Source organism: Sphingomonas sp. BRN-1R, from assembly GCF_057748035.1.
Genome location: NZ_CM173236.1, coordinates 1,041,730 through 1,060,375, shown reverse-complemented (window position 1 = coordinate 1,060,375; position 18,646 = coordinate 1,041,730). Strand labels below are relative to the sequence as shown.

The 18,646-nt window shown below is 68.3% G+C and carries 14 protein-coding genes; 7 read left to right on the top strand and 7 right to left on the bottom strand.

Features of this window, described 5'->3' with window-relative positions; genetic code table 11:
• The first annotated feature begins 25 nt into the window (after positions 1 to 25).
• Both AC3ANX_RS04815 and AC3ANX_RS04810 read left to right on the top strand, forming a co-directional pair.
• Entirely contained in the window at positions 26 to 3,859 is a 3,834-nt protein-coding gene (locus AC3ANX_RS04815) for a LamG-like jellyroll fold domain-containing protein (protein ID WP_488335891.1), read from the top strand.
• Between the two features lie 30 nt (positions 3,860 to 3,889).
• On the top strand, positions 3,890 to 5,293 hold the full coding sequence (locus AC3ANX_RS04810) for a glycoside hydrolase family 28 protein (RefSeq protein WP_488335890.1): 1,404 nt from the start codon (positions 3,890 to 3,892) through the stop codon (positions 5,291 to 5,293).
• Between the two features lie 6 nt (positions 5,294 to 5,299).
• Here the strand turns inward: AC3ANX_RS04810 and AC3ANX_RS04805 are convergent, their stop codons facing one another.
• Genes AC3ANX_RS04805 through AC3ANX_RS04775 form a run of 7 tightly spaced genes read right to left on the bottom strand, consistent with a single transcriptional unit; the run spans position 5,300 to position 13,895 of the window.
• Entirely contained in the window at positions 5,300 to 6,949 is a 1,650-nt protein-coding gene (locus AC3ANX_RS04805; RefSeq protein WP_488335889.1) for a pectate lyase, read from the bottom strand.
• Positions 6,950 to 6,960: 11 nt separating this feature from the next.
• Positions 6,961 to 7,260, bottom strand: coding sequence for a hypothetical protein (locus AC3ANX_RS04800; protein ID WP_488335888.1), 300 nt, complete (start codon positions 7,258 to 7,260; stop codon positions 6,961 to 6,963).
• A 32-nt stretch (positions 7,261 to 7,292) separates the two neighbouring features.
• Positions 7,293 to 7,748 carry a PaaI family thioesterase gene (locus AC3ANX_RS04795; protein ID WP_488335887.1) on the bottom strand — a complete coding sequence of 152 codons (456 nt, stop codon included), beginning with the start codon at positions 7,746 to 7,748 and terminating at the stop codon, positions 7,293 to 7,295.
• Positions 7,745 to 8,644 carry an NAD(P)H-dependent flavin oxidoreductase gene (locus AC3ANX_RS04790; RefSeq protein ID WP_488336885.1) on the bottom strand — a complete coding sequence of 300 codons (900 nt, stop codon included), beginning with the start codon at positions 8,642 to 8,644 and terminating at the stop codon, positions 7,745 to 7,747. Before AC3ANX_RS04790 ends, AC3ANX_RS04795 begins: the two co-directional genes overlap by 4 nt.
• Positions 8,641 to 10,431 carry an acyl-CoA dehydrogenase C-terminal domain-containing protein gene (locus AC3ANX_RS04785; RefSeq protein ID WP_488335886.1) on the bottom strand — a complete coding sequence of 597 codons (1,791 nt, stop codon included), beginning with the start codon at positions 10,429 to 10,431 and terminating at the stop codon, positions 8,641 to 8,643. The genes AC3ANX_RS04790 and AC3ANX_RS04785 overlap by 4 nt, the downstream gene beginning before the upstream one ends.
• 12 nt (positions 10,432 to 10,443) lie before the next feature.
• Positions 10,444 to 12,762, bottom strand: a complete 2,319-nt coding sequence (locus AC3ANX_RS04780; RefSeq protein ID WP_488335885.1) for a 3-hydroxyacyl-CoA dehydrogenase/enoyl-CoA hydratase family protein — start codon at positions 12,760 to 12,762, stop codon at positions 10,444 to 10,446.
• On the bottom strand, positions 12,759 to 13,895 hold the full coding sequence (locus tag AC3ANX_RS04775) for a thiolase family protein (RefSeq protein ID WP_488335884.1): 1,137 nt from the start codon (positions 13,893 to 13,895) through the stop codon (positions 12,759 to 12,761). The genes AC3ANX_RS04780 and AC3ANX_RS04775 overlap by 4 nt, the downstream gene beginning before the upstream one ends.
• Before the next feature lie 185 nt (positions 13,896 to 14,080).
• On the opposite strand from AC3ANX_RS04775, the gene AC3ANX_RS04770 reads away from it, so the two are divergent.
• The 5 genes from AC3ANX_RS04770 to AC3ANX_RS04750 all read left to right on the top strand — a co-directional run bounded on the left by AC3ANX_RS04770 (position 14,081) and on the right by AC3ANX_RS04750 (position 18,608).
• Complete coding sequence (locus AC3ANX_RS04770; RefSeq protein WP_488335883.1) at positions 14,081 to 14,482, top strand: DUF2147 domain-containing protein; 402 nt, start codon at positions 14,081 to 14,083, stop codon at positions 14,480 to 14,482.
• Between the two features lie 49 nt (positions 14,483 to 14,531).
• Positions 14,532 to 15,830 carry an OmpP1/FadL family transporter gene (locus AC3ANX_RS04765; RefSeq protein ID WP_488335882.1) on the top strand — a complete coding sequence of 433 codons (1,299 nt, stop codon included), beginning with the start codon at positions 14,532 to 14,534 and terminating at the stop codon, positions 15,828 to 15,830.
• Between the two features lie 4 nt (positions 15,831 to 15,834).
• The gene (locus AC3ANX_RS04760) at positions 15,835 to 17,496 is read left to right on the top strand and encodes a long-chain-fatty-acid--CoA ligase (RefSeq protein ID WP_488335881.1); all 1,662 of its coding nucleotides are present in this window, start codon (positions 15,835 to 15,837) and stop codon (positions 17,494 to 17,496) included.
• A gap of 146 nt (positions 17,497 to 17,642) precedes the next feature.
• Positions 17,643 to 18,071 carry a MerR family transcriptional regulator gene (locus AC3ANX_RS04755; RefSeq protein WP_488336884.1) on the top strand — a complete coding sequence of 143 codons (429 nt, stop codon included), beginning with the start codon at positions 17,643 to 17,645 and terminating at the stop codon, positions 18,069 to 18,071.
• 75 nt (positions 18,072 to 18,146) lie between these two features.
• Positions 18,147 to 18,608, top strand: a complete 462-nt coding sequence (locus AC3ANX_RS04750; protein ID WP_488335880.1) for a GreA/GreB family elongation factor — start codon at positions 18,147 to 18,149, stop codon at positions 18,606 to 18,608.
• Positions 18,609 to 18,646 lie beyond the last annotated feature (38 nt).

Sequence of the window (18,646 nt, the reverse complement as noted above, 5' to 3'; positions counted from 1 at the left end):
TTCTCCGCCAGGGCGAGACACCTTCATGAAGGCACATTGCATCCGTGCGCTGCTCGCGGCGACCTCCTGTCTGTCCGCCCCGGCACTCGCGCAGCGATCCGGCGACGACGGGCTGTTGTTCGCGGTGTCGGGGCAGAATGGCGCGGTCGCGGATCAGGCCGGCGGAGCGGCCACGCCGATCTTCGCAGATGGCGTGAGGACGGTGGCGGACGGGCGCGTCGGCCCCGGGCTGTCGCTGGCGGATTCGCTCGTGCTGGCGTGGAGCGCGCCCGGCAACATCATCGCGCAGCGCGGTACGCTCTCCTTCTTCTTCCGCCCGCGCACCCCGCTCGGGTCGACGCCCTTTCCCGTGTTCCGCATCGGCGACAGTGACGGCACCAGTTGGGACATGGCCTGGGGCCGGATCGACTGGAACGGCCACGGCTTCGACGCCTTCGTCACCGATACCGGCCTCGCCCGCACGCGCGTGTCGTTCCGCATGGACAGCGTGCCGGCGGCAACGGCGTGGATCCACGTCACCTTCGCCTGGGACGAGACCAGCGGGGTCAAGCTGTGGATCGACGGCAAGCCGGTCGCCCATACCGAGCGCAAGGCGGTGTACGATGGCGGGTTGTTCGGGTTCGGCCCGTTCCAGCGCATCGTCTCGCCGCATCAGGTGCAGAGCCAGTATAACTACATCCGCTCCGGCGACATGGACGAGATCCGCATCTACGATCACATGCTCGACGATGCGCAGGTGGCAGCACTCGCCGCCGCGCAGCCGCCGGCGGTGCCCGCCGCCGCGCCCCGCGCGCTCACCGATGCGGCGACGCGCGACGAATGGTGGCTGCGCTACGGCTGGAACCGCGCCGCCCCCGCCTATCTGTCAGACACGGTCACGCGCATCCGCAAGGTCGAGTTCGCCGACACGCGCGACCAGAAGGAGCGGATGTTCCGCGGCGCCGACGGCATCCGCGAGACGACCTGGCCCGGCGTGTACAACCGCTCGCGTTTGCCCGGCCGCCACGATTATTTCGAACTGCCCGACTGGAACGTCTATGCGACCGGGGGCAAGACCTACACGCTGACCCTGCCCGACGAACCGTGGAATCGGATCGAGATCAACGGCGCCGCTTACGGCACGCTGAGCGATGCGAACGGCACGCTGTTCTCGCGCGGCGCCGGGCAGGAGCGGACCTCGAACGCGCTCGGCAAGGAACGGCGCGGCGGCGTGCTGCGCTTCGACAACGTCGCGCAGGAGACGCCGATCGAGGAGATCGCCGCCTATGACGTCACCGCCGGCGCGGTGCCCGACGATCCGGTGGTGATGCGCTATACGCTCGATGCGCACGCCGATGCCGCCACCTACCCCACGCTCGACGCGCTGCGCACCACCATCGCCGGCCGCTACGCCAAGGACGAGCGCGCGACCGTCGTCGCGCTGCCAGCCGGTTCGCCGCGCACGGCTGCGACCGCCACGACGCCGGCCGCGTTGCCGCTCGTCCACATCCTCATCCCCGGCGATTTCCGCGACAGCCGGGCGGGCGGCGCGATCACGCGCTTCGCTTATGGCACCGAGAATATGGACGTCGGGCTCGACGGTATCGCCATCGACCTGCCCGCGCTCGATGTGGCGGCGACGCACAACGGGCTGCTGCCGCTCAACATCCGCGTCAAGGACCCGACCTGGCCAGACCGCGACCTGCTCGACATTAACGTCTCGGTAAAGCCGCACGAGGCGCGCACGCTGTGGCTCGACACGCGCGACCGCATCCTGCCGCCGGGCGCGAACCTGTACCTGACGATCGCGGCGGCGGGCGGCGGCTTCGACGCGGCCAAGCTCGACGGCACCGCCATCCGCCTGCTCTACAAGCCCGCCGCCGACGCCAAGCGCGAGCATGTCGCCGATCGCTTCGAACAGGCACGCGACAACCTCTCCTTCCTGGTCGAGGAACAGCCCAACAGCCGCGCCTTCCCGATGTGGGACCGGTTCGAGCGCGACATATCGGACGTGCTGCGGGTCGATCCCGGCAATGCGGTGGCGCGCTCCTATTGGGTCGAGAAGAACCCGCACCAGCCCTATGCGCCCACCCCGCAAGCCGCGCCGCCGACGGGCGTGCCGGTCTGGGCGTTCCGGCAGGTCGAGGATCTCAAGCTCTACCGCCGCTTCGTCGACTGGTGGATCGACAACCGCCAGATCGCCGACGGCGAGTTCGGCGGCGGCCTGTCGGACGACACCGACCTGATGAACCAGTGGGTGCCGCTCGCGCTGATGGGGGTCGAACCCGCGCGGCTGGCCGCGTCGCAACGCCGCGTGCTCGATGCGACCTATGCCAACGGCATGTGGTCGGACGGGCTGAGCCGCATCCGCGCCGACGAGCTGCACAGTTACGAGGAGGGCATCAACGCGGTCGCGCAATCGCTCCAGATCAGCCGGGGCGATCCGACCGCGATCGAACGGGCCATGGCGGTGGCTCGCAACTACCCGCGCCTGATCGCGGTCAACCCGGCGGGGCACCACCACATCGTGTCGAGCTATTTCAGCGGCACCGATATCGTGCGCGAGAGCGTGTGGGGCTGGCAGCGGCCGTACAGCCTGCTCGTCACCCATCCGGGGCTGCTGCTCGCCGATTACAACGGCGCGCCGGCGGTGAAGTCCGCGCTGCTGCCGCTGCTCGACGACTGGCTGGCGCACGGCGAACAGGCGGCGGACGGGAGCTGGACCTATCCGGCCGAGATCGAATGGGCGACCGACGCGACGCGCGGGACGGGCGTGGTGAGCGCCGCCAACGTGTTCTGGGCGGCGTGGACGTGGACCGGAGACGACCGTTACCTGCGGCCGATCGCATCGGATATCACCCACCGCAACCTCGCGGGAGTGTCGCGGCTCAACGCCGATCTGCTCACCCGCCTGCCCGGCGGCCCGCAACTCGCCAAGGGCATCGCCGATGGCAGCATCACGCCGGCGGGGGCGGATAACGACCGTAACCTCGGCGGAAGCACCGACGCCGATTTCGCGCGTTTCGTGCGCTGGCAGCGCACCGGCGACAAGGCGGTGATCGCCGACCTGTTCGGCTCCGAGATCGCCTCCGACACCGCGCGTATGCACCTGCTGACCGAGGGCCATCTCTGGTCCGACCGCGTGAGCGTGCCGATCGAGATGCTCCAGCGCACCCGGCTCGGCGGCGTCGCGCATCGGCGCAACGCGTACGCCGCGGGCAATCTCGTCCGCTGGCGCTTCGACGGAGCGAATGCGGAGGACGTCGCCATCCTGATCCCGCAAGGCGATCCGCGCCGGTTCAAGGTGATCGCCTACAACCTCAGCGATCGCCCGATCACCGCGACGATGATCGGCGACGGCATCGCGGCCGGTCGCTGGACGATGACCGGCGGCGTCGACGGCAATGGTGACGACCGCGCCGACACGCCCTCCGCCGCGAGCGAGGTGGCGTTGGAGGAAGGCGCCACCCTGCCGCTCACGCTCGCACCGCATCAGACGAGCGTGTTCGAGTTCGCGCTGGCGAGCGCGGGCGAGGAACCGCGCACGCGCGCCGACATCGGCCTTTCGGCGGACGATCTCGTCGCCAAGGGTGGTAGCCTGACTGCGACGCTCCACAGCCTCGGCGCGAAGCCGACGCCGGGCGGGGTGGCGACGCTCACCGACGGCAGCGGCCGCGTCATCGCCACCGCGCGCTTCCCCGCGCTGGCTGCACCCGCCGATCTCGTGCCCAAGACCACCACGGTGCGCTTCGCTTGCCCGCGCGGTGTGGGGCTGGACACGCTGACGGTTACGCTGACGCTCGACGGCACGCCCGCTGAGGTGTCGACCGCAAACAACCATGCGCGTTTCGGGGCGACGATCGCCAGCGCGATGCGGTAAGACACCGTTCACCTAGCCCAAGAGGTTGCCATGCCGATCGAACGCCGCGCCTTCCTTGCCGCCGCCGGGCTGACCACGCTCGCCACGATGGCGCGACCGGCGCTCGCCTCGCGCGCGGCCATGCCCGCGCTGCCGCGCCCTGCCCCCACGCCGGCGCGCGGCTTGCTGCTCGATCCGCGCGTGTTCGGTGCGGCCGGTGACGGCGTGAGCAAGGACACCGCCGCGATCCAGCAGGCGCTCGACCGGTGTGCGGTGTTCGGCGGCGGCACGGTGGTGCTGTCGGGCGGCACCTTCCTGTCCGGCGCGGTGCGGATCGGTTCGAACACGACGCTGCGCATCGAGGCGGGCGCGACGCTGCAAGGATCGCCCGATCTCGCCGACTATCCGGTCGGTCAGGTGCGGTGGGAGGGGCGTTGGGTGCCCGGGCATCTCGGCCTCGTCTGGGCGCAGGATGCGCAAGGCGTCGGGTTGGCCGGCAAGGGACGGATCGTCGGATCGCCTGCGATCCCGGGCCGCGTGGGCACGACCGGCCTGCGTAACCCGGCGCTGCTCGAATTCGTCGCGGTGCGCGGGCTGGCAGTGCGCGATCTTGTGACGCAGCAGAACGACATGTGGTCGATCCACCCGGTCTATTGCGAGGACGCGAGCTTCACCGGCCTCACCGTCAGCGGCGGCGCGGATGGGATCGACGTGGATTCCTGCCGCCGCGTCGAAATCCGCCACTGCGCCTTCGATACCGCCGACGACTGCATCTCGCTCAAATCGGGGCGCGGCATGGAGGGCGCGACGCTGGCACTCGCGACCGAGGACGTGACCATCACCGACTGCACCTTCCGCGACCGCCGCTGGGCGTGCATCGGCATCGGCAGCGAAACCTCCGGCGGCATCCGCCGGGTGCTGGTCGAGCGGTGCGCGTTCGTCGCCGCGCATACCTTCAGCATCTATATCAAGAGCCGGCCCGGACGCGGCGCGTTCATCGAGGACATCACCATGCGTGACATCGACGTCGGTGGCGCGGGCGACGGCTTCCTGCGGCTCAACTTCCTCGACAGCGGCAAGCAGGACCAGTTCCCCGTCGCCGGCGTGGCCGGCATCCCGAGCGTGCGCAACTTCACCTTCGAGCGTGTGCGGGTGAAGGACGTGCCGGTGCTGGTCGAGGCGGTCAACATTCACCCTGACAAGCCGCTCGACGGCTTCGTGCTGCGCGACGTGGCGGGCACGAGCGGACGCGGCATCCGGCTCGCCAACATGCGCGGCGTGGTGCTGGAGCGGATCGACGTGGCGGTCGCCTCGGGGCCGAAGCTCGCCATCGCCGGCGTCACCGGACGTGGGCTCGCGGGGGCCGAGGCGCTGGCGCCCCCGCCCCGCCCGCTCCCGGTCGCGGCGGCGGCCGAGCCCTATCGGCTCGGCCTACAATCGGGCACGCCCAATTAGGCGCGATCAGCTTTTCGGCGGCGCGGCGGCGCGGGCGCGGATCAGCACGCCCATGTTCCTGGCGAAGGTGGCGGTGCTGATCCCCGCCACCGGCGCGGGGTCCGGATAGGGCGAAGTGTCGGTATCGTCGCCGACATACGTATGCGAGAAATCACCCGGCACCGGCTTGGCATAGCCGTCGCGCGTATAGAGGTGGCTGGTCGTGCGCAGCGGCGTCACCCAGCGATGCTCGGCATCGAGCGCGGCAAGCACGGCCTGCGTTTCATCCGCCGCCGCCGGATCGGGCGTGTGCGGCGCATTCGTCTTGAGATCGCCGATCGTGATGTCCGCCAGCGTGAAGTAGCGCGGCAGTGCCTGCTGCCCGCCGTGCAGCGCCGATCCCACCGCGACCTCCGCCGCCGGCCGCGCCGCCAGTTCGGCATGACGCGCACGCAGCTTCGCGACGTCGGGCGAGCGGAACGAGCTGTAATGCGCGACCGTGTTGTGCGGATCGTCGTCGTGATAATATTCGCCGTTGACCACGTCCGACCCGCGCCGGTGGATGAACATCGGCTTGCCGGTGCCGATCTCGGTGAAGGTCGGGTAGCGCCGCTGCGGGTCCACGCTCGCGGGCAGACGGATCGCGTCGAGCCAGTCGAGCGCTTCGGGCAGGCGGCGCATGAACTTGGCGTCGCCGGTCAGTTCGTAGAAGTCCATCATCAGCGCGATGTTCGCGGCGGTGGTGTGCGAGACGAGCGCCTTGGGCTCGTAGGTGCGCGCGCTCGCCGGCTTGAGATCGGCGACGGTGTGCTGGAGGCCCCAGCCGGGCTGTGGCTGCGGCTGCTGCGCCTTGACGAAACAGTCCATGCCGCGCGCGATCGCATCACGTACGCGGGCATCGCCCAACGTCTGCCACACCATCAGCAGGAAGACGATGTTCTCCGCCGCGACATCGTCGTTGAAGGTGATGAACGACGTATAATCGGGCAGCCCGTGATCGTGGAACTCGTCGCGCAACGGGAAGCGCTGCGGCCAGCCGCCGACCGGATACTGGCTCGCCAGCACGAAGCCGATCACCTTGTCGAGCGACGCCTTGTAGCGGGGATCGCGTTTTTCGAGGTACATGCGCAGCATGAACTTGGCGCAATCGGCGGTGCAGCTGTCGTCATAGGTGGCGTTGCCGTAATAATGCTGGAATTCCTCCAGCCGCCAGCCGTTCTTGCCGATCGTGTCGTACCATTTGCGGTGCGACGCCTCGCCCGCCAGATCGAAATGGTAGTTCCAGCCGCCGCTCTCCTGCTGGCCGCGGATCAGCACGTCGGCGGCCTTGGCGGCGGCCTGGTAGAAATAGTCGTTGCCGGTCGCGTGATAGGCGTCGAGGAACACCTGACCCACCAGCGGCGTACCGGGGTACTGGATCCACACGCTGGTCGGATAGGCCTGCATCTCGCCCCATTCGCGCGAGCGGTCGAGCAGCACCTGCCAAACATAGCCGCCCTGATGGCTGACCTTCTCCACCATGTAGCGCGCTGCGCCGAGCATGGCGGCGTCGAGCGCGGCGGTGCCGGTCGCCGCCTGCGCCGCGCCGGCTGCGACGGTGGCGAGCCCGAGCGCGGCGCTGCCGGCGAGCAGGTCGCGCCGCGTGAGGGCGGCGGCTGGCGTGGATGTATCGGTCATCGTCTGGCTCCTCAGGTGCCGGGCTGGATGTGGGGGATGCGTTCGAACAGCGCGCGCTGCCCGTGGCGCGGATCGGCTTGCCGGCGGCCCGCAACGCCGGAGATCATCGCGCGCGCTGAGATCATGTTCTGTCGAGCCGGCGGAGCGACATGAGTGGGGTCGCCGGTATCGGCGAAGGCGACGAAGCCGTCCTTCCCGGGCGTGGCGCCCGGTCGGACCGAACGCTCGCTACGTGCGCTTTCATGGCCAAGAATCCCCTCCGTCCTGTTGGACTTGGCGCCATGGTAAAGCGGTGTCAGCAGGTTTGGCAAGCGCTCGCTTTGCCTTGCCCCGTACCAGAGGATTATGCGGTCGGGGATGCCTCCGGCTCGGCGGTCGCGCGCCGCTCGGACAGCAGCAGGGTCGATGTCGCCGACGCGTAGAGCCTGTCGTCGGCGCCGATCAGCTTCGCCTCGGTATAGGCGACGCGCTTGCCGATCGTCAGCAGTCGTCCGATCGCGCGTACCCGCCCCGAACGCGCACTCAGCGCGGCGTGGTAGCTGATCTTGATCTCGAGCGTGACGCAGTTGAGCGGCGTGTCGGTCGCGCTGCTCGCGGCGAGCCCGCAGGCAGAATCGAGCATCGTCGCCGCATAGCCGCCATGGACGATGCCGAGCGGGTTGTAATGCAGCGCACTCGGCGTGGCCTCGAAGACGACGTGGCCGCGATCGACCTCGGTCAGATCGATATCGAGCAGTTCCATCATCGGCGGCCGCTTGCCGCGCGCGATCATCGCGCGGATCTCATCCAACCCGGTCATGCCGCCACCGCCGCGCGATATTCCGCGATCAACGCCTCGCACACTGCACGCGCGGGCTGCACCGCACGCGCCGCGCCGACGCCCTGCCCCGCCGACCAGATCGACTTCCACGCGCGCGCTTCCTCCGCGAGCGAGAGGCCGCCATGCGCGTCGGGCAGGGTCGCCGCGTCGAGGCTGGGCTTGAGGAAACTGGCGGGCACGCCGGTGACGCGATCGGTATGGACGATGTCGGCGGCGTGTGCGCCGAGCATCATCGCCTTCTGCGCATCGCTCGCCAGGCTTTCCTCGGCGACGATGAAGTGCGAGCCGAGATAGGCGAGGTCGGCGCCCATCATCCGCGCGGCGGCGATGTGACGACCTTGCGTGATCGCGCCCGCCAGCGCGAGCGGACCGTCGAAGAAGCCGCGGATCTCAGACACCAAAGCGAACGGGCTGAGCGTGCCGGCATGACCGCCAGCACCCGCGCACACCGCGATCAGCCCGTCGACGCCCGCCGCGACTGCTTTCTCGGCATGGCGCACCGTCGTCACGTCATGCAGCACGATGCCGCCGTAGGACTGCACCGCCTGCACGATGTCCGACACCGCGCCGAGCGAGGTGATGACCACCGGCACACGGTGCGCGACGATGCGGGCAAGATCGGCATCGAGCCGCGTGTTGCTCTTGTGGACGATCAGGTTGACGCCGAACGGCGCGGCCGCCCCGTCGAGCCGCGCCGCGATCTCGTCCAGCCAGCGATCAAGGTCTTCCCCGGTACGCGCGTTGAGCGCCGGGAAGGTGCCGAGCAGCCCGCTTTGGCAGCAGGCCACCACCAGTTCCACGCCCGACACGAGGAACATCGGCGCGACCATCGCCGGAATCGCGAGCCGCTCGGACAGGGCAGCGGGAAGCGTCAGAACGCCTCCGCGTCGAGCGCCATCATCGACGTCTTGCCCGCCTTGATCTGGAGGAACAAAGCGGCGGTCTGCGGCAGGATGCGTTCGTAGAAGAAGGTCGCGGTCTTGATCTTGGCGTCGTAGAATGCCTTGTCCTCCGCGCCGAACAGCAGCTTGAGGCCCGACACCTTGGTCGCCTTGGCAAAGCAATAGGCCATCGCCACCAGCCCGAGCAGTCGCAGGTAATCGGTCGAGGCGGCCCCCGCCTCCTCGGGATCGGCGAGGCCACGCTGCGCGATGGTAGCGGTGGAAAGCTGCAACGCCCCGAACGCGCGGGCGAGGCCGTCGATCATCGGTTTCAACGGCCCCTCGCCGCTGTTCTCCTCGATGAACTGCGACACCGGATGAAAGAAGCTGCGCAGATAGCGGCCGGTATGTGCGCCGAGCTTGCGCCCGACCAGATCGAGCGCCTGAATGCCGTTGGTGCCTTCGTAGATCATCGCGATCCGGGCATCGCGGGCATATTGCTCGACACCGCTTTCGCGAATGTAGCCGTGGCCGCCATAGCATTGCACCGCCAGATGCGCGCTCTCGTGGCCCAGATCGGTGAACAGCGCCTTCACCACCGGCGTCATCAGCGCGACGAAATCCTCCGCGCGCTGCTTGACCGCCGGATCGGGCGAGTGCGTTTCCGCATCAAGCGCGCGCGACACCCACGCCGATACCGCGCGACAGCCCTCGTTATAGGCACGCATCGTCATCAGCATGCGGCGCACGTCGGGGTGGACGATGATCGGATCGGCTGGGCCGTCCGGGTTCTTGACGCCCGACAGCGCGCGGCCCTGCAACCGATCCTTGGCGTAATAGACCGCCGCCTGATACGCCGCCTCGCCGACGCCCAACCCCTGGATGCCGACCGAGACGCGTTCGGTGTTCATCATCGTGAACATCGCCGCCATGCCCTTGTTGGGCTCACCGATCAGCCAGCCGGTCGAGTCCTCGAAGTTCATCTGGCACGTTGCGGAGGCCTTGAGCCCCATCTTGTGCTCGATATTGGCGCACAGCACGCCGTTCGACGGGCCGACCGAACCATCGTCCTTGGGGAGATACTTTGGCACCAGGAACAGGCTGATCCCCTTCACGCCCTTGGGCGCATCGGGCAGCCGCGCGAGCACGAGGTGGACGATGTTCTCGGTCAGGTCATGCTCACCCGCCGAGATGAAGATCTTCGAACCGGTGATGCGGTAGCTGCCGTCGTCCTGCGGGACCGCGCGGGTGCGCAGCAGGCCGAGATCGGTGCCGCAATGCGCCTCGGTCAGGCACATCGTGCCCGACCACGCGCCGCTGACCATCTTGGGCAGATAGGTCTGCTTGAGGTCTTCGGTGGCATAGCCCTCGATCGCGGTGGTCGCGCCGTGGGTGAGGCCGGGGTACAGGCCGAACGACAGGTTGGCCGAACAGCTCATCTCCTCGACCAGCTTGTTGAGCGCCTCGGGCAGCCCCTGCCCGCCCCATTTCGGATCGCCGGCAAGCGCGGTCCAGCCGCCTTCGGCGAACTGCTTGTACGCGTCCTTGAAGCCCGCGGGAGTGCGCACCACGCCGTTCTCGTAATGGCAGCCCTCCTCGTCGCCGGAGCGGTTGAGCGGGGCGAGCACCTCGCGGCTGAAGCGCGCGGCCTCCTCCAGCACCGCGTCGGTCAGGTCGGGCGTGAACTCGGCGAGCGCGGGGATATCGCCGAACCCGTCGTCATTGTGCAGTTCGTTGAGGACGAAGCGCATGTCGCGCAGCGGTGCGTCATAGACTTGCATGGGTTCGGTCTCTCAATTGCGGAGCGGTTTGCCGGTGTCGAGGATATGCTCGATCCGGGCCTGCGTGCGGGGGTCGCGCACCAGCTTCATGAAGGCCTTGCGTTCGAGCGCGAGCAGATCGGCTTCGGTGACGGTATCGACCAGATCGGCCTCGCCGCCGGTCAGCACGTCGGCGAGGAAGCCCGACACCACGCCGTCATAGTCGGTGGCGAGGCCGCGCGCCTGGAAGCCCTCAACCGCCATGCCGAGCGCGGTCCGCCCGCTCACGCCCGGCAGGCGGAACTCGGGTGGCTTGGGCGGCTCGTATCCCTCGGCCAGCGAGAGCGCCCTGGCCTTGGCGTCGGCGAGCAGCCGGTCGCGGTTCATGGTGATGCCGTCGTCGGGGCGCAGGAAACCATATTCCTTGGCCTGCGCCGCCGACTTGGAGACGGTCGCGGTCGAGACGGTCTCGAACACCTTCGCAACCGCGGGCATCGGGCCCTTGGGCATGGTCGGGTCACTCCGCCAGCGGTCGAGCATCTCGCCGCACCCGCCCCAGCCGGGGATCAGCCCGACGCCGCATTCGACGAGGCCGGTGTAGGTCTCGGCGTGTGCCTGCACCGCATCGCTGTTGAGCAGCATCTCGCACCCGCCGCCGAGCGCCATGCCGAACGGCGCGCTCACCACCGGGAACGGCGCATATTTGAGCGCCTTGTACGCCTCCTGCCCGCCTGCGACGAGCTTGTCGATCTCGCCCCACGCCGCGATGTTGAGCGCGAACATGGCGAGGCCGAGATTGGCGCCGGCCGAGAAATTGCTGCCCTCGTTATAGACGACCAACGCCTTGAACTTCTCCGTGACGATGGGAATGGCAAGGCCGATCGCCTTCATCACCTCACCGTCGAGCGCGTTCATCTTGCCGGTGAATTCGAGCGCGGCGACGCCATCACCCACGTCCCACAATGCGGCGGATGCGGTCTTGACCAGCGGCTTGGCGGTGAGCTTCACATCTGCGAGCAGCAGCACGCCGTCAGGGCGCGCCACGTCGTGATACGTGCCGTCGAGCCCGAGGAACTGGCGCTTGCCACCCTCGACCCGGTAGAAGCTGCGCTCCCCCGCGAGGCCGAGGATCGCGGGCACCGGCTTGCCCTCGGCGGCGAGCCGCTCGGCGAGCTTGGCCGCGCCGATCTTGTCGATCAGCTCGAACGGGCCGAAGGTCCAGTTGTAGCCGAGCTTCATCGCGGTATCGACGCCGACGATATCGTCAGCCGCTTCGGGCACGAGGCTGGCGGCGTAGGAGAGCGTCGCGCCGAGGATCGCCCAGGCGTACGCGCCGACCTTGCCGGGAACGCTGAGCAGCGCGGCAAGATCGCCCTTCGCCGCGCCACCCGGCAGCGACGCCGGCGTGACGACCGGGCGATATTCGCCGCTGGCGAGGTCGATCGCCTCCTTGCGTTTCCCGGCCTCGCGGTTGATCCGGTAGAAGCCGCCCTTGCCCTTGCGGCCGGTATAGCCGTCCGCGATCATCCGCTCAATCAGCGGCGGGATCGCCGAGATCGCCTGATAGGGATCGTCCGGGCTGAGCGTCTCGGTGAGGCTCTTTTGCAGATGCGGCATCAGGTCGATGCCAACCAGATCGACCAGCCCGAACACGCCGGTCTTGGGCACGCCCATCGGCTTGCCCGCGATCGCATCGGCTTCCTCGACGGTGAGGCCGAGGTCGAACGCGGCGTTGAGCGCCGCCTGGATCCAGAAGGTGCCGACGCGGTTGGCGATGAAGCCGGGCGTGTCCTTGGCGTGGACGATCGTCTTGCCCATGCGGCGATCGGCGAAATCAGCGACGCGCGCAACCAGCGCGGCGTCGGTCGCGGGAGCCGAGACGATTTCGAGCAGCCGCATGTAGCGCGGCGGGTTGAAGAAGTGTGTGATGAGGAAATCGCGCGCGAACGCCTCGGAACGACCGGCGGTCAGGTTCGCGAGCGGGATGGTCGAGGTGTTCGACGATACGGCCGTGCCCGGCCGGCGCACCGCCTCCAGCTTCTCGTACAGCGATTGCTTGAGGTCGATCCGCTCGACGATCGCCTCGACGATCCAGTCGCATTCGGCGACACGGGCGAGATCGTCCTCGATGTTGCCGACTTCGACCAGCTTGGCCGCCGCCTTGGACATGAACGGCGCGGGCTCGGTCTTGAGCATCTTCGCCACCGCGCCCGCCGCGACCGCGTTGCGGTCGGCAGGGTCGCGCACGATGTCGAGCAGCAGCACCGGCACGCCGGCATTGGCGACCTGCGCGGCTATCCCTGCGCCCATCGTGCCCGCGCCGATCACGCAGACCTTTTTAATATCGCTCATTCCACCGACTCCAGCACCGTCGCGATGCCCTGCCCGCCGCCGATGCACTGGGTGGCGAGCGCATATTTCCCGCCCTCGCGGCTGAGCAGCGCCGCCGCCTTGCCGACGATGCGCGCGCCGGTTGCGCCGAGCGGATGGCCTATCGCGATCGCGCCGCCGTCGAGATTGACCTTGGCCTGATCGAGCCCGAGGTCACCGATGCAGGCCAATGCCTGACTGGCGAACGCCTCGTTCAGCTCGACCACATCGAGCTGTCCAACCTCGACACCGGCGCGGGCGAGCGCCTTGCGGCTCGCCTCGACGGGGCCGATGCCCATGATCTCGGGCGAGCAGCCCGACACCGCCACCGCCTTGATCCGCGCGAGGATGGTCAGGCCGTTGGCGCGCGCGTACTCCTCGCTCGTCACCAGCACCGCGCTCGCGCCGTCGGTCAGCGGCGAGGCGGTGCCCGCCGTCACCGTGCCGTCCTGGCTGAACGCGGGCTTCAATCCGGCAAGCGCCTCCGCCGTGGTCCCCGCGCGCGGCGTGCCGTCCTTGTCGACCAAGCCCGCCTTGGTGGTGATCGGCACGATCTCGGCATCGAGCTTGCCGCCCGCGACCGCCGCCGCCGCCTTGTCCTGGCTCGACACCGCGAAGGCTTCCTGCTGTTCGCGGGTGATCTGGTATTTGCGCGCGACGTTCTCGGCAGTGTCGCCCATGCTCATATAGGCGGCGCTTTTCTTGGCGAGCGCCGGATTGGGAAGCGGGTTGAAGCCCATCATCGGCACCCGGCTCATCGCCTCGACACCGGCGCAGATGAACGTCTCGCCCGCGCCGAGCTGGATCTGCCCGGCGGCGATATGGATCGCGCTCATCGAGGAGCCGCAGAAGCGGTTCACGGTCATCCCGCCGACCGACAGCGGCAGATCGGCGAGCAAGCCGACGAGGCGCGCGATGTTGAAGCCCTGTTCGCCTTCCGGGAAGGCGCAGCCGAGGATGATGTCCTCGATATCCTCCGCCTTCACGCCGGTCCGCTCGATCAGCCCGCGAATCACCGTGGCGGCGAGATCGTCGGGGCGGACGCGGGCGAGCGCGCCCTTGCCGGCGAGATGAAAGGGGGAGCGGGCATAGCCCGCGATAACCACGTCGCGCATCGAACAGCCTCTCCAAAGGTCTTCGGGAATCACCGTCCCGCTCACCATCCCCTAATGGTGCGATAATTGACCTATACGTCAACTGATTTTTGCGGCAAAGTGCGATTCGCGTTCCACCGCCGATGCGGAAACGTGCGGGCCAGCGTGTCGGATCAACCGGCGCGCGCAAGGCCGGAGGAGAGAGGATGATTGAGCTTTTGGCAGCAGCGGCGGCCTATGCGGCCGCTCCGGATATGGTGATCGGGCGCTGGCAGACGCCGGTTCGGCACGGCGTGGTCGAGATCGCGAAGTGCGGTGCGTCGATCTGCGGATCACTCCTCGAATCGGATGGCCTGCGCGCCGATCCGCACCTCAAGGACATCAAGAACAAGGATGCGGCGAAGCGTTCGCGCGCGCTCAAAGGGCTGACGATCCTCGAAGGATTCGCCTGGAAGGCGGGCGCGTGGGGCGGCGGCACGATCTACAATGCCGAGGACGGCGGCACCTATACCGCCACGCTGACGCCTGCCGATGCCAACCAGATCAAGCTGAAGGGCTGCATCGTCTGGCCGTTGTGCAAGACGCAGGTGTGGACGCGCATCCGCTGATCCCAGGATCACGGCGACAAAACAAAAGACGTTAGGATTGGAGGATTACATGCGAAATTTCCGGAAGATTTCCTCGCTGGCGGCAATGCCGGTGGTGTTTTTTGCCTATTCCGGGGCGGCGCACGCAAGCGCTTTCTATCTTCAGGAACAGTCGGTGAAGGGCGCGGGCCGCGCCTTCTCGGGCGAAGTCGCGGATCAGGGGCCGGAGTCGCTGTGGTGGAACCCGGCATCGATCGCCGACCAGCAGGGCTGTGCGGGCTCGCTCGGCGCAAGCGGCATCCTCCCCAAGGGCAATGTCGTCAACAAGGGTACGGTGATCGTGCGTCCCGGTCAGGCGCCGCGCGCGGTCGGCGGGGACGTCGTCAGCAACAATCCGATCCGCGACGGCCTGCTCCCCTCCGGCGCGGTATCGTGCGCGATCACGCCGCGGCTCAGCATCGGCCTCGCCGCCACCTCGCCGTTCAGCTTCACCACCGATTATCCGGCGACGAGCTGGGTCCGCTACACCGCCGACCGCACCAAGCTGCGCACCTATGATCTCCAGCCCTCGGTCGCGTTCATGGTGACGCCGCAGATCGCGATCGGCGCGGCGCTCAACGCCGAATATTCGGACGCCACGCTCTCCAACGCGCTCCCCAACCTGTCGCCGCTGCTCGCCGACGGGCATCAGGAGCTGAAGGGCAACGGCTGGGACTTCGGCTATACGGTCGGCGCGCAATATCGCGCCGGGCCGATCACGCTGGGCGCAAGCTACAAGTCCAAGATCAAGCACAAGCTCGAAGGTTCGGTGACGACCGCCGGCCTGCTCGGCCCGCTTGCCGCGCAGAACGGCCGGATCGCGACCGATGCGACGTTCACCACGCCGTGGCAGGTGACGTTCGGCGCGCGCGCCGCAGTCACCCCCAAGGTGACGCTCAACGCGCAAGCCGTGCGCTCGGGCTGGTCCGAATTCGACGCGATCCGGATCGGCGCGCCGCTCAACGTCGCGATCCCCGAGGGGTATCACGATACGTGGAGCTTCGCGGGCGGCGTCGACGTGGCGGTCGCGCGCCAGATCACCTTGCGCGCGGGCGTGCAGCATGACGAGAGCCCCACCAGCGATGGTGACCGCGACGCGCGCGTGCCCGACAGCGACCGCTGGAACTTCGCCACCGGCGCCAGCATCGCGGTGACGAAGGCGTTCACAGTGGACACCGCCGTCTCCTACATCATGTTCAAGAACGCGAAGATCGATCGGCTGACCGCGGCCTATGCCGGCACCGCCGCGCAAACGCCGATCCTCGTCAACGGCGAACTCCAGAAGGCGAGCGCGGTCGTGCTGTCGCTCGGCGGCCGGTTCCGGTTCTGACGCGATGATGCCCGCCCCCGCCCCGCCGGTCGACCACCAGGACCGCTTCGTCATGCGCCCGCGTCTGCTGGGCGATCTGCTCGACCATGCGGTCGCCACCTGGCCCGAGCGGATCGCGATCGACTTCCTCGGTCGGACGTGGACGTACAAGGCGCTGGGCACCTTGGTCGATCATGCGGCGCGGGGGCTTCAGGATCGGGGGCTGAAGCCGGGCGACCGCTTCGGCCTCTGCCTGCCCAATTGCCCCTATTTCGTGGTGCTGTACTTCGCGGCGCTGCGGGTCGGGGCGATCGTGGTGCAGTTCAACCCGCTCTATACCGAGCAGGAACTCGACCATCAGATCCGCGACTCGGGCACGCGGATGATCGCGGTGCCCGATCTCGCCGCGATCCACGACAAGGTGCAGGCGGTCGCGACCGCCGCCGGCATCGAGCAGATCGTGCTGTGCGGCATGGCCGACATGCTGCCGATGGCGCAGGCGATCGGCTTCCTCGTCTTCAAGCGCAAGGACCATGCCCGCGTCGCCGACGAGGGCCATACGATCCGGCTGCGTGCGCTGCTGTCCAACCATGCCGCGCCCGATCCGGTCGCGCAGAGCCCCGACGACGTCGCCGTGCTGCAATATACCGGCGGCACCACCGGCGTACCCAAGGGCGCGATGCTCACCCACGCCAATCTGACCGCCAACAGCGCGCAGATGCTGGAGCATGTCGGCGGCCGCAAACCTCATCAGGAGCGCACGCTGGGCGTGCTGCCGATGTTCCACGTCTTTGCGCTGACCACCGTGCTCAATTTCTCGGTCGAGATCGGCGCGGAGATGGTGCTGCTGCCGCGCTTCAACATGGCGCAGATGCTCGCCACGATGAAGCGCAAGCCGCCGACGCAATTCTTCGGCGTGCCGACCATCTATGCGGCGATGAACGACCTGCCCCAGCAGCAGGTGCCCGACCTCTCCCGCGTGCGCGCGTGCATCTCGGGCGGCGCGCCGCTGCCGCTCGAGATCCGCGAGACGTTCGAACGACGTACCGGCGGGCGCGTGGTGGAGGGTTACGGCCTGTCCGAATCCTCGCCGATCATCGCCTGCAACCCGCTCGACGGGCTGGTGAAGAACGACAGTTGCGGCCCGCACTTCCCCGGCACGATCCTCGAAATCCGCGATCCTGCCGAGCCGCACCGCCTCCTGCCCCAGGGCGAGCGCGGCGAGGTCTGCGCGCGCGGGCCGCAGATCATGAAAGGCTATTGGCAACGCCCCGCCGACACCGAGGCGGTGTTCGTCGATGGCGCGCTTCGCACCGGCGATATCGGCTATCTCGATGGCGACGGCTATCTGTTCCTGGTCGATCGTATCAAGGACGTGATCCTGTGCGGCGGCTACAACGTCTATCCGCGCATGATCGAGGATGCCGCCTATCAGCATCCCGCTATCAAGGAAGCGATCGCGATCGCCATTCCCGACGCCTATCGCGGTCAGTCGCCGAAATTGTTCGTCGCGCTGCACGAGGGGATGGAACTGACCGTCCCCGATCTCAAGCGCTTCCTCGAAGAACGGCTGAGCAAGATCGAGGTGCCCAAGGAGTTCGAGGTCCGCGACAGCCTGCCCAAGACGCTGATCGGCAAACTCTCCAAAAAGGAACTGGTCGCCGAAGATCGCGCGCGACGCGCCTGACCGGGCGAAAGTCCTTGATTCTCATCCCGCCTTGTTGATCGAACCGGCGCGGGCAGCACGAAAGCAGCGGGCATGAACGACACGCATCCACACACGCGCGAGCGGGCCTCGCCGTGACGACACCGGGCCAGAGCCGCCTCGACACGATGCGCGCGGCGGTCCGCAAGGAACCGGCCGACGAGACGCGCAAGGGCATTCAGGAAGTCGCGCAGCAGCTCGGCGTGACGCAGCGGACGTTACGCTTCTACGAGGACAAGGGCCTGATCGAGCCGCAGCGGATCGGCAGCACGCGGATCTATTCCAAGCGGGACGTGGGCCGCATGCAGCTCATCCTGCGCGGCAAGCGGCTCGGCTTCTCGATCCGCGAGATCAAGGAGTTCCTCGACCTCTACGACGTCGATCCGCTCCATGCCGAGCAGATGTCGCGGCTGGCGAACCGGGTGCGCGAGCGTCTCGCCGATCTCGAACATCAGCGCGCCGCGCTGGAGGAGACGATCCACGAGTTGCAGCAGATCGAGCGCGAGGCCTCCGCACGGCTGCGCGAGAGCGGCGTGGCGGGCGACCGGCGCGACTGACCGGCCGCACAATCCCTTGGACGCGGTGTTACAAACGCGCGACAATGGCGGACAAGCGGATCAGGAGAGACAATTGTGAGCGTGGCATTCCGGCGCGAGAGCGACGAGGAGCATAAGGAACCCCGGTTCGAACTGCCGATCCCGCCCGGCCCCAACCGCGTCACGCCGCGCGGGCTCGCGCTGATCGGCGAACAGGTCGCGCATTTCCGCGCGCTCGCCGCCGCCGCGCCCGAGGGCGACGAACGCGACGTCGCCGAACGCGACCTGCGCTATTGGTCGACGCGCGAGACCACTGCCGAAGTGGCACCGCCTGCCACCGGCGATCACGTCGCGATCGGCACGCGCGTGGCGTTCACGCTGAACGGCGGGCTGCGCGAAATCGAGATCGTCGGCTTCGACGAGAGCGATCCGGCGGCAGGCCGCCTCGCCTTCTCCGCCCCGCTCGCGCGCGCGATGATGGGCGCTGAAGTTGGCGAGACGGTCGATTACGGCGGCAAGGCCGATGCGATCGAAGTGGTGGCGGTTACGGTCGCCTGACCTTCAACGCCGGTGCGCCGCAGATAGCGGATCGCACC

Excerpts from the sequence above, each read along its gene's own strand:
- AC3ANX_RS04785 (WP_488335886.1), bottom strand. The coding sequence starts at position 10,431 with ATGCAAGTCTATGACGCACCGCTGCGCGACATGCGCTTCGTCCTCAAC.
- AC3ANX_RS04815 (WP_488335891.1), top strand. The coding sequence starts at position 26 with ATGAAGGCACATTGCATCCGTGCGCTGCTCGCGGCGACCTCCTGTCTG.
- AC3ANX_RS04765 (WP_488335882.1), top strand. The coding sequence starts at position 14,532 with ATGCGAAATTTCCGGAAGATTTCCTCGCTGGCGGCAATGCCGGTGGTG.
- AC3ANX_RS04795 (WP_488335887.1), bottom strand. The coding sequence starts at position 7,748 with ATGACCGGGTTGGATGAGATCCGCGCGATGATCGCGCGCGGCAAGCGG.
- AC3ANX_RS04760 (WP_488335881.1), top strand. The coding sequence starts at position 15,835 with ATGATGCCCGCCCCCGCCCCGCCGGTCGACCACCAGGACCGCTTCGTC.
- AC3ANX_RS04770 (WP_488335883.1), top strand. The coding sequence starts at position 14,081 with ATGATTGAGCTTTTGGCAGCAGCGGCGGCCTATGCGGCCGCTCCGGAT.
- AC3ANX_RS04755 (WP_488336884.1), top strand. The coding sequence starts at position 17,643 with ATGCGCGCGGCGGTCCGCAAGGAACCGGCCGACGAGACGCGCAAGGGC.
- AC3ANX_RS04805 (WP_488335889.1), bottom strand. The coding sequence starts at position 6,949 with ATGACCGATACATCCACGCCAGCCGCCGCCCTCACGCGGCGCGACCTG.
- AC3ANX_RS04810 (WP_488335890.1), top strand. The coding sequence starts at position 3,890 with ATGCCGATCGAACGCCGCGCCTTCCTTGCCGCCGCCGGGCTGACCACG.
- AC3ANX_RS04780 (WP_488335885.1), bottom strand. The coding sequence starts at position 12,762 with ATGAGCGATATTAAAAAGGTCTGCGTGATCGGCGCGGGCACGATGGGC.
- AC3ANX_RS04775 (WP_488335884.1), bottom strand. The coding sequence starts at position 13,895 with ATGCGCGACGTGGTTATCGCGGGCTATGCCCGCTCCCCCTTTCATCTC.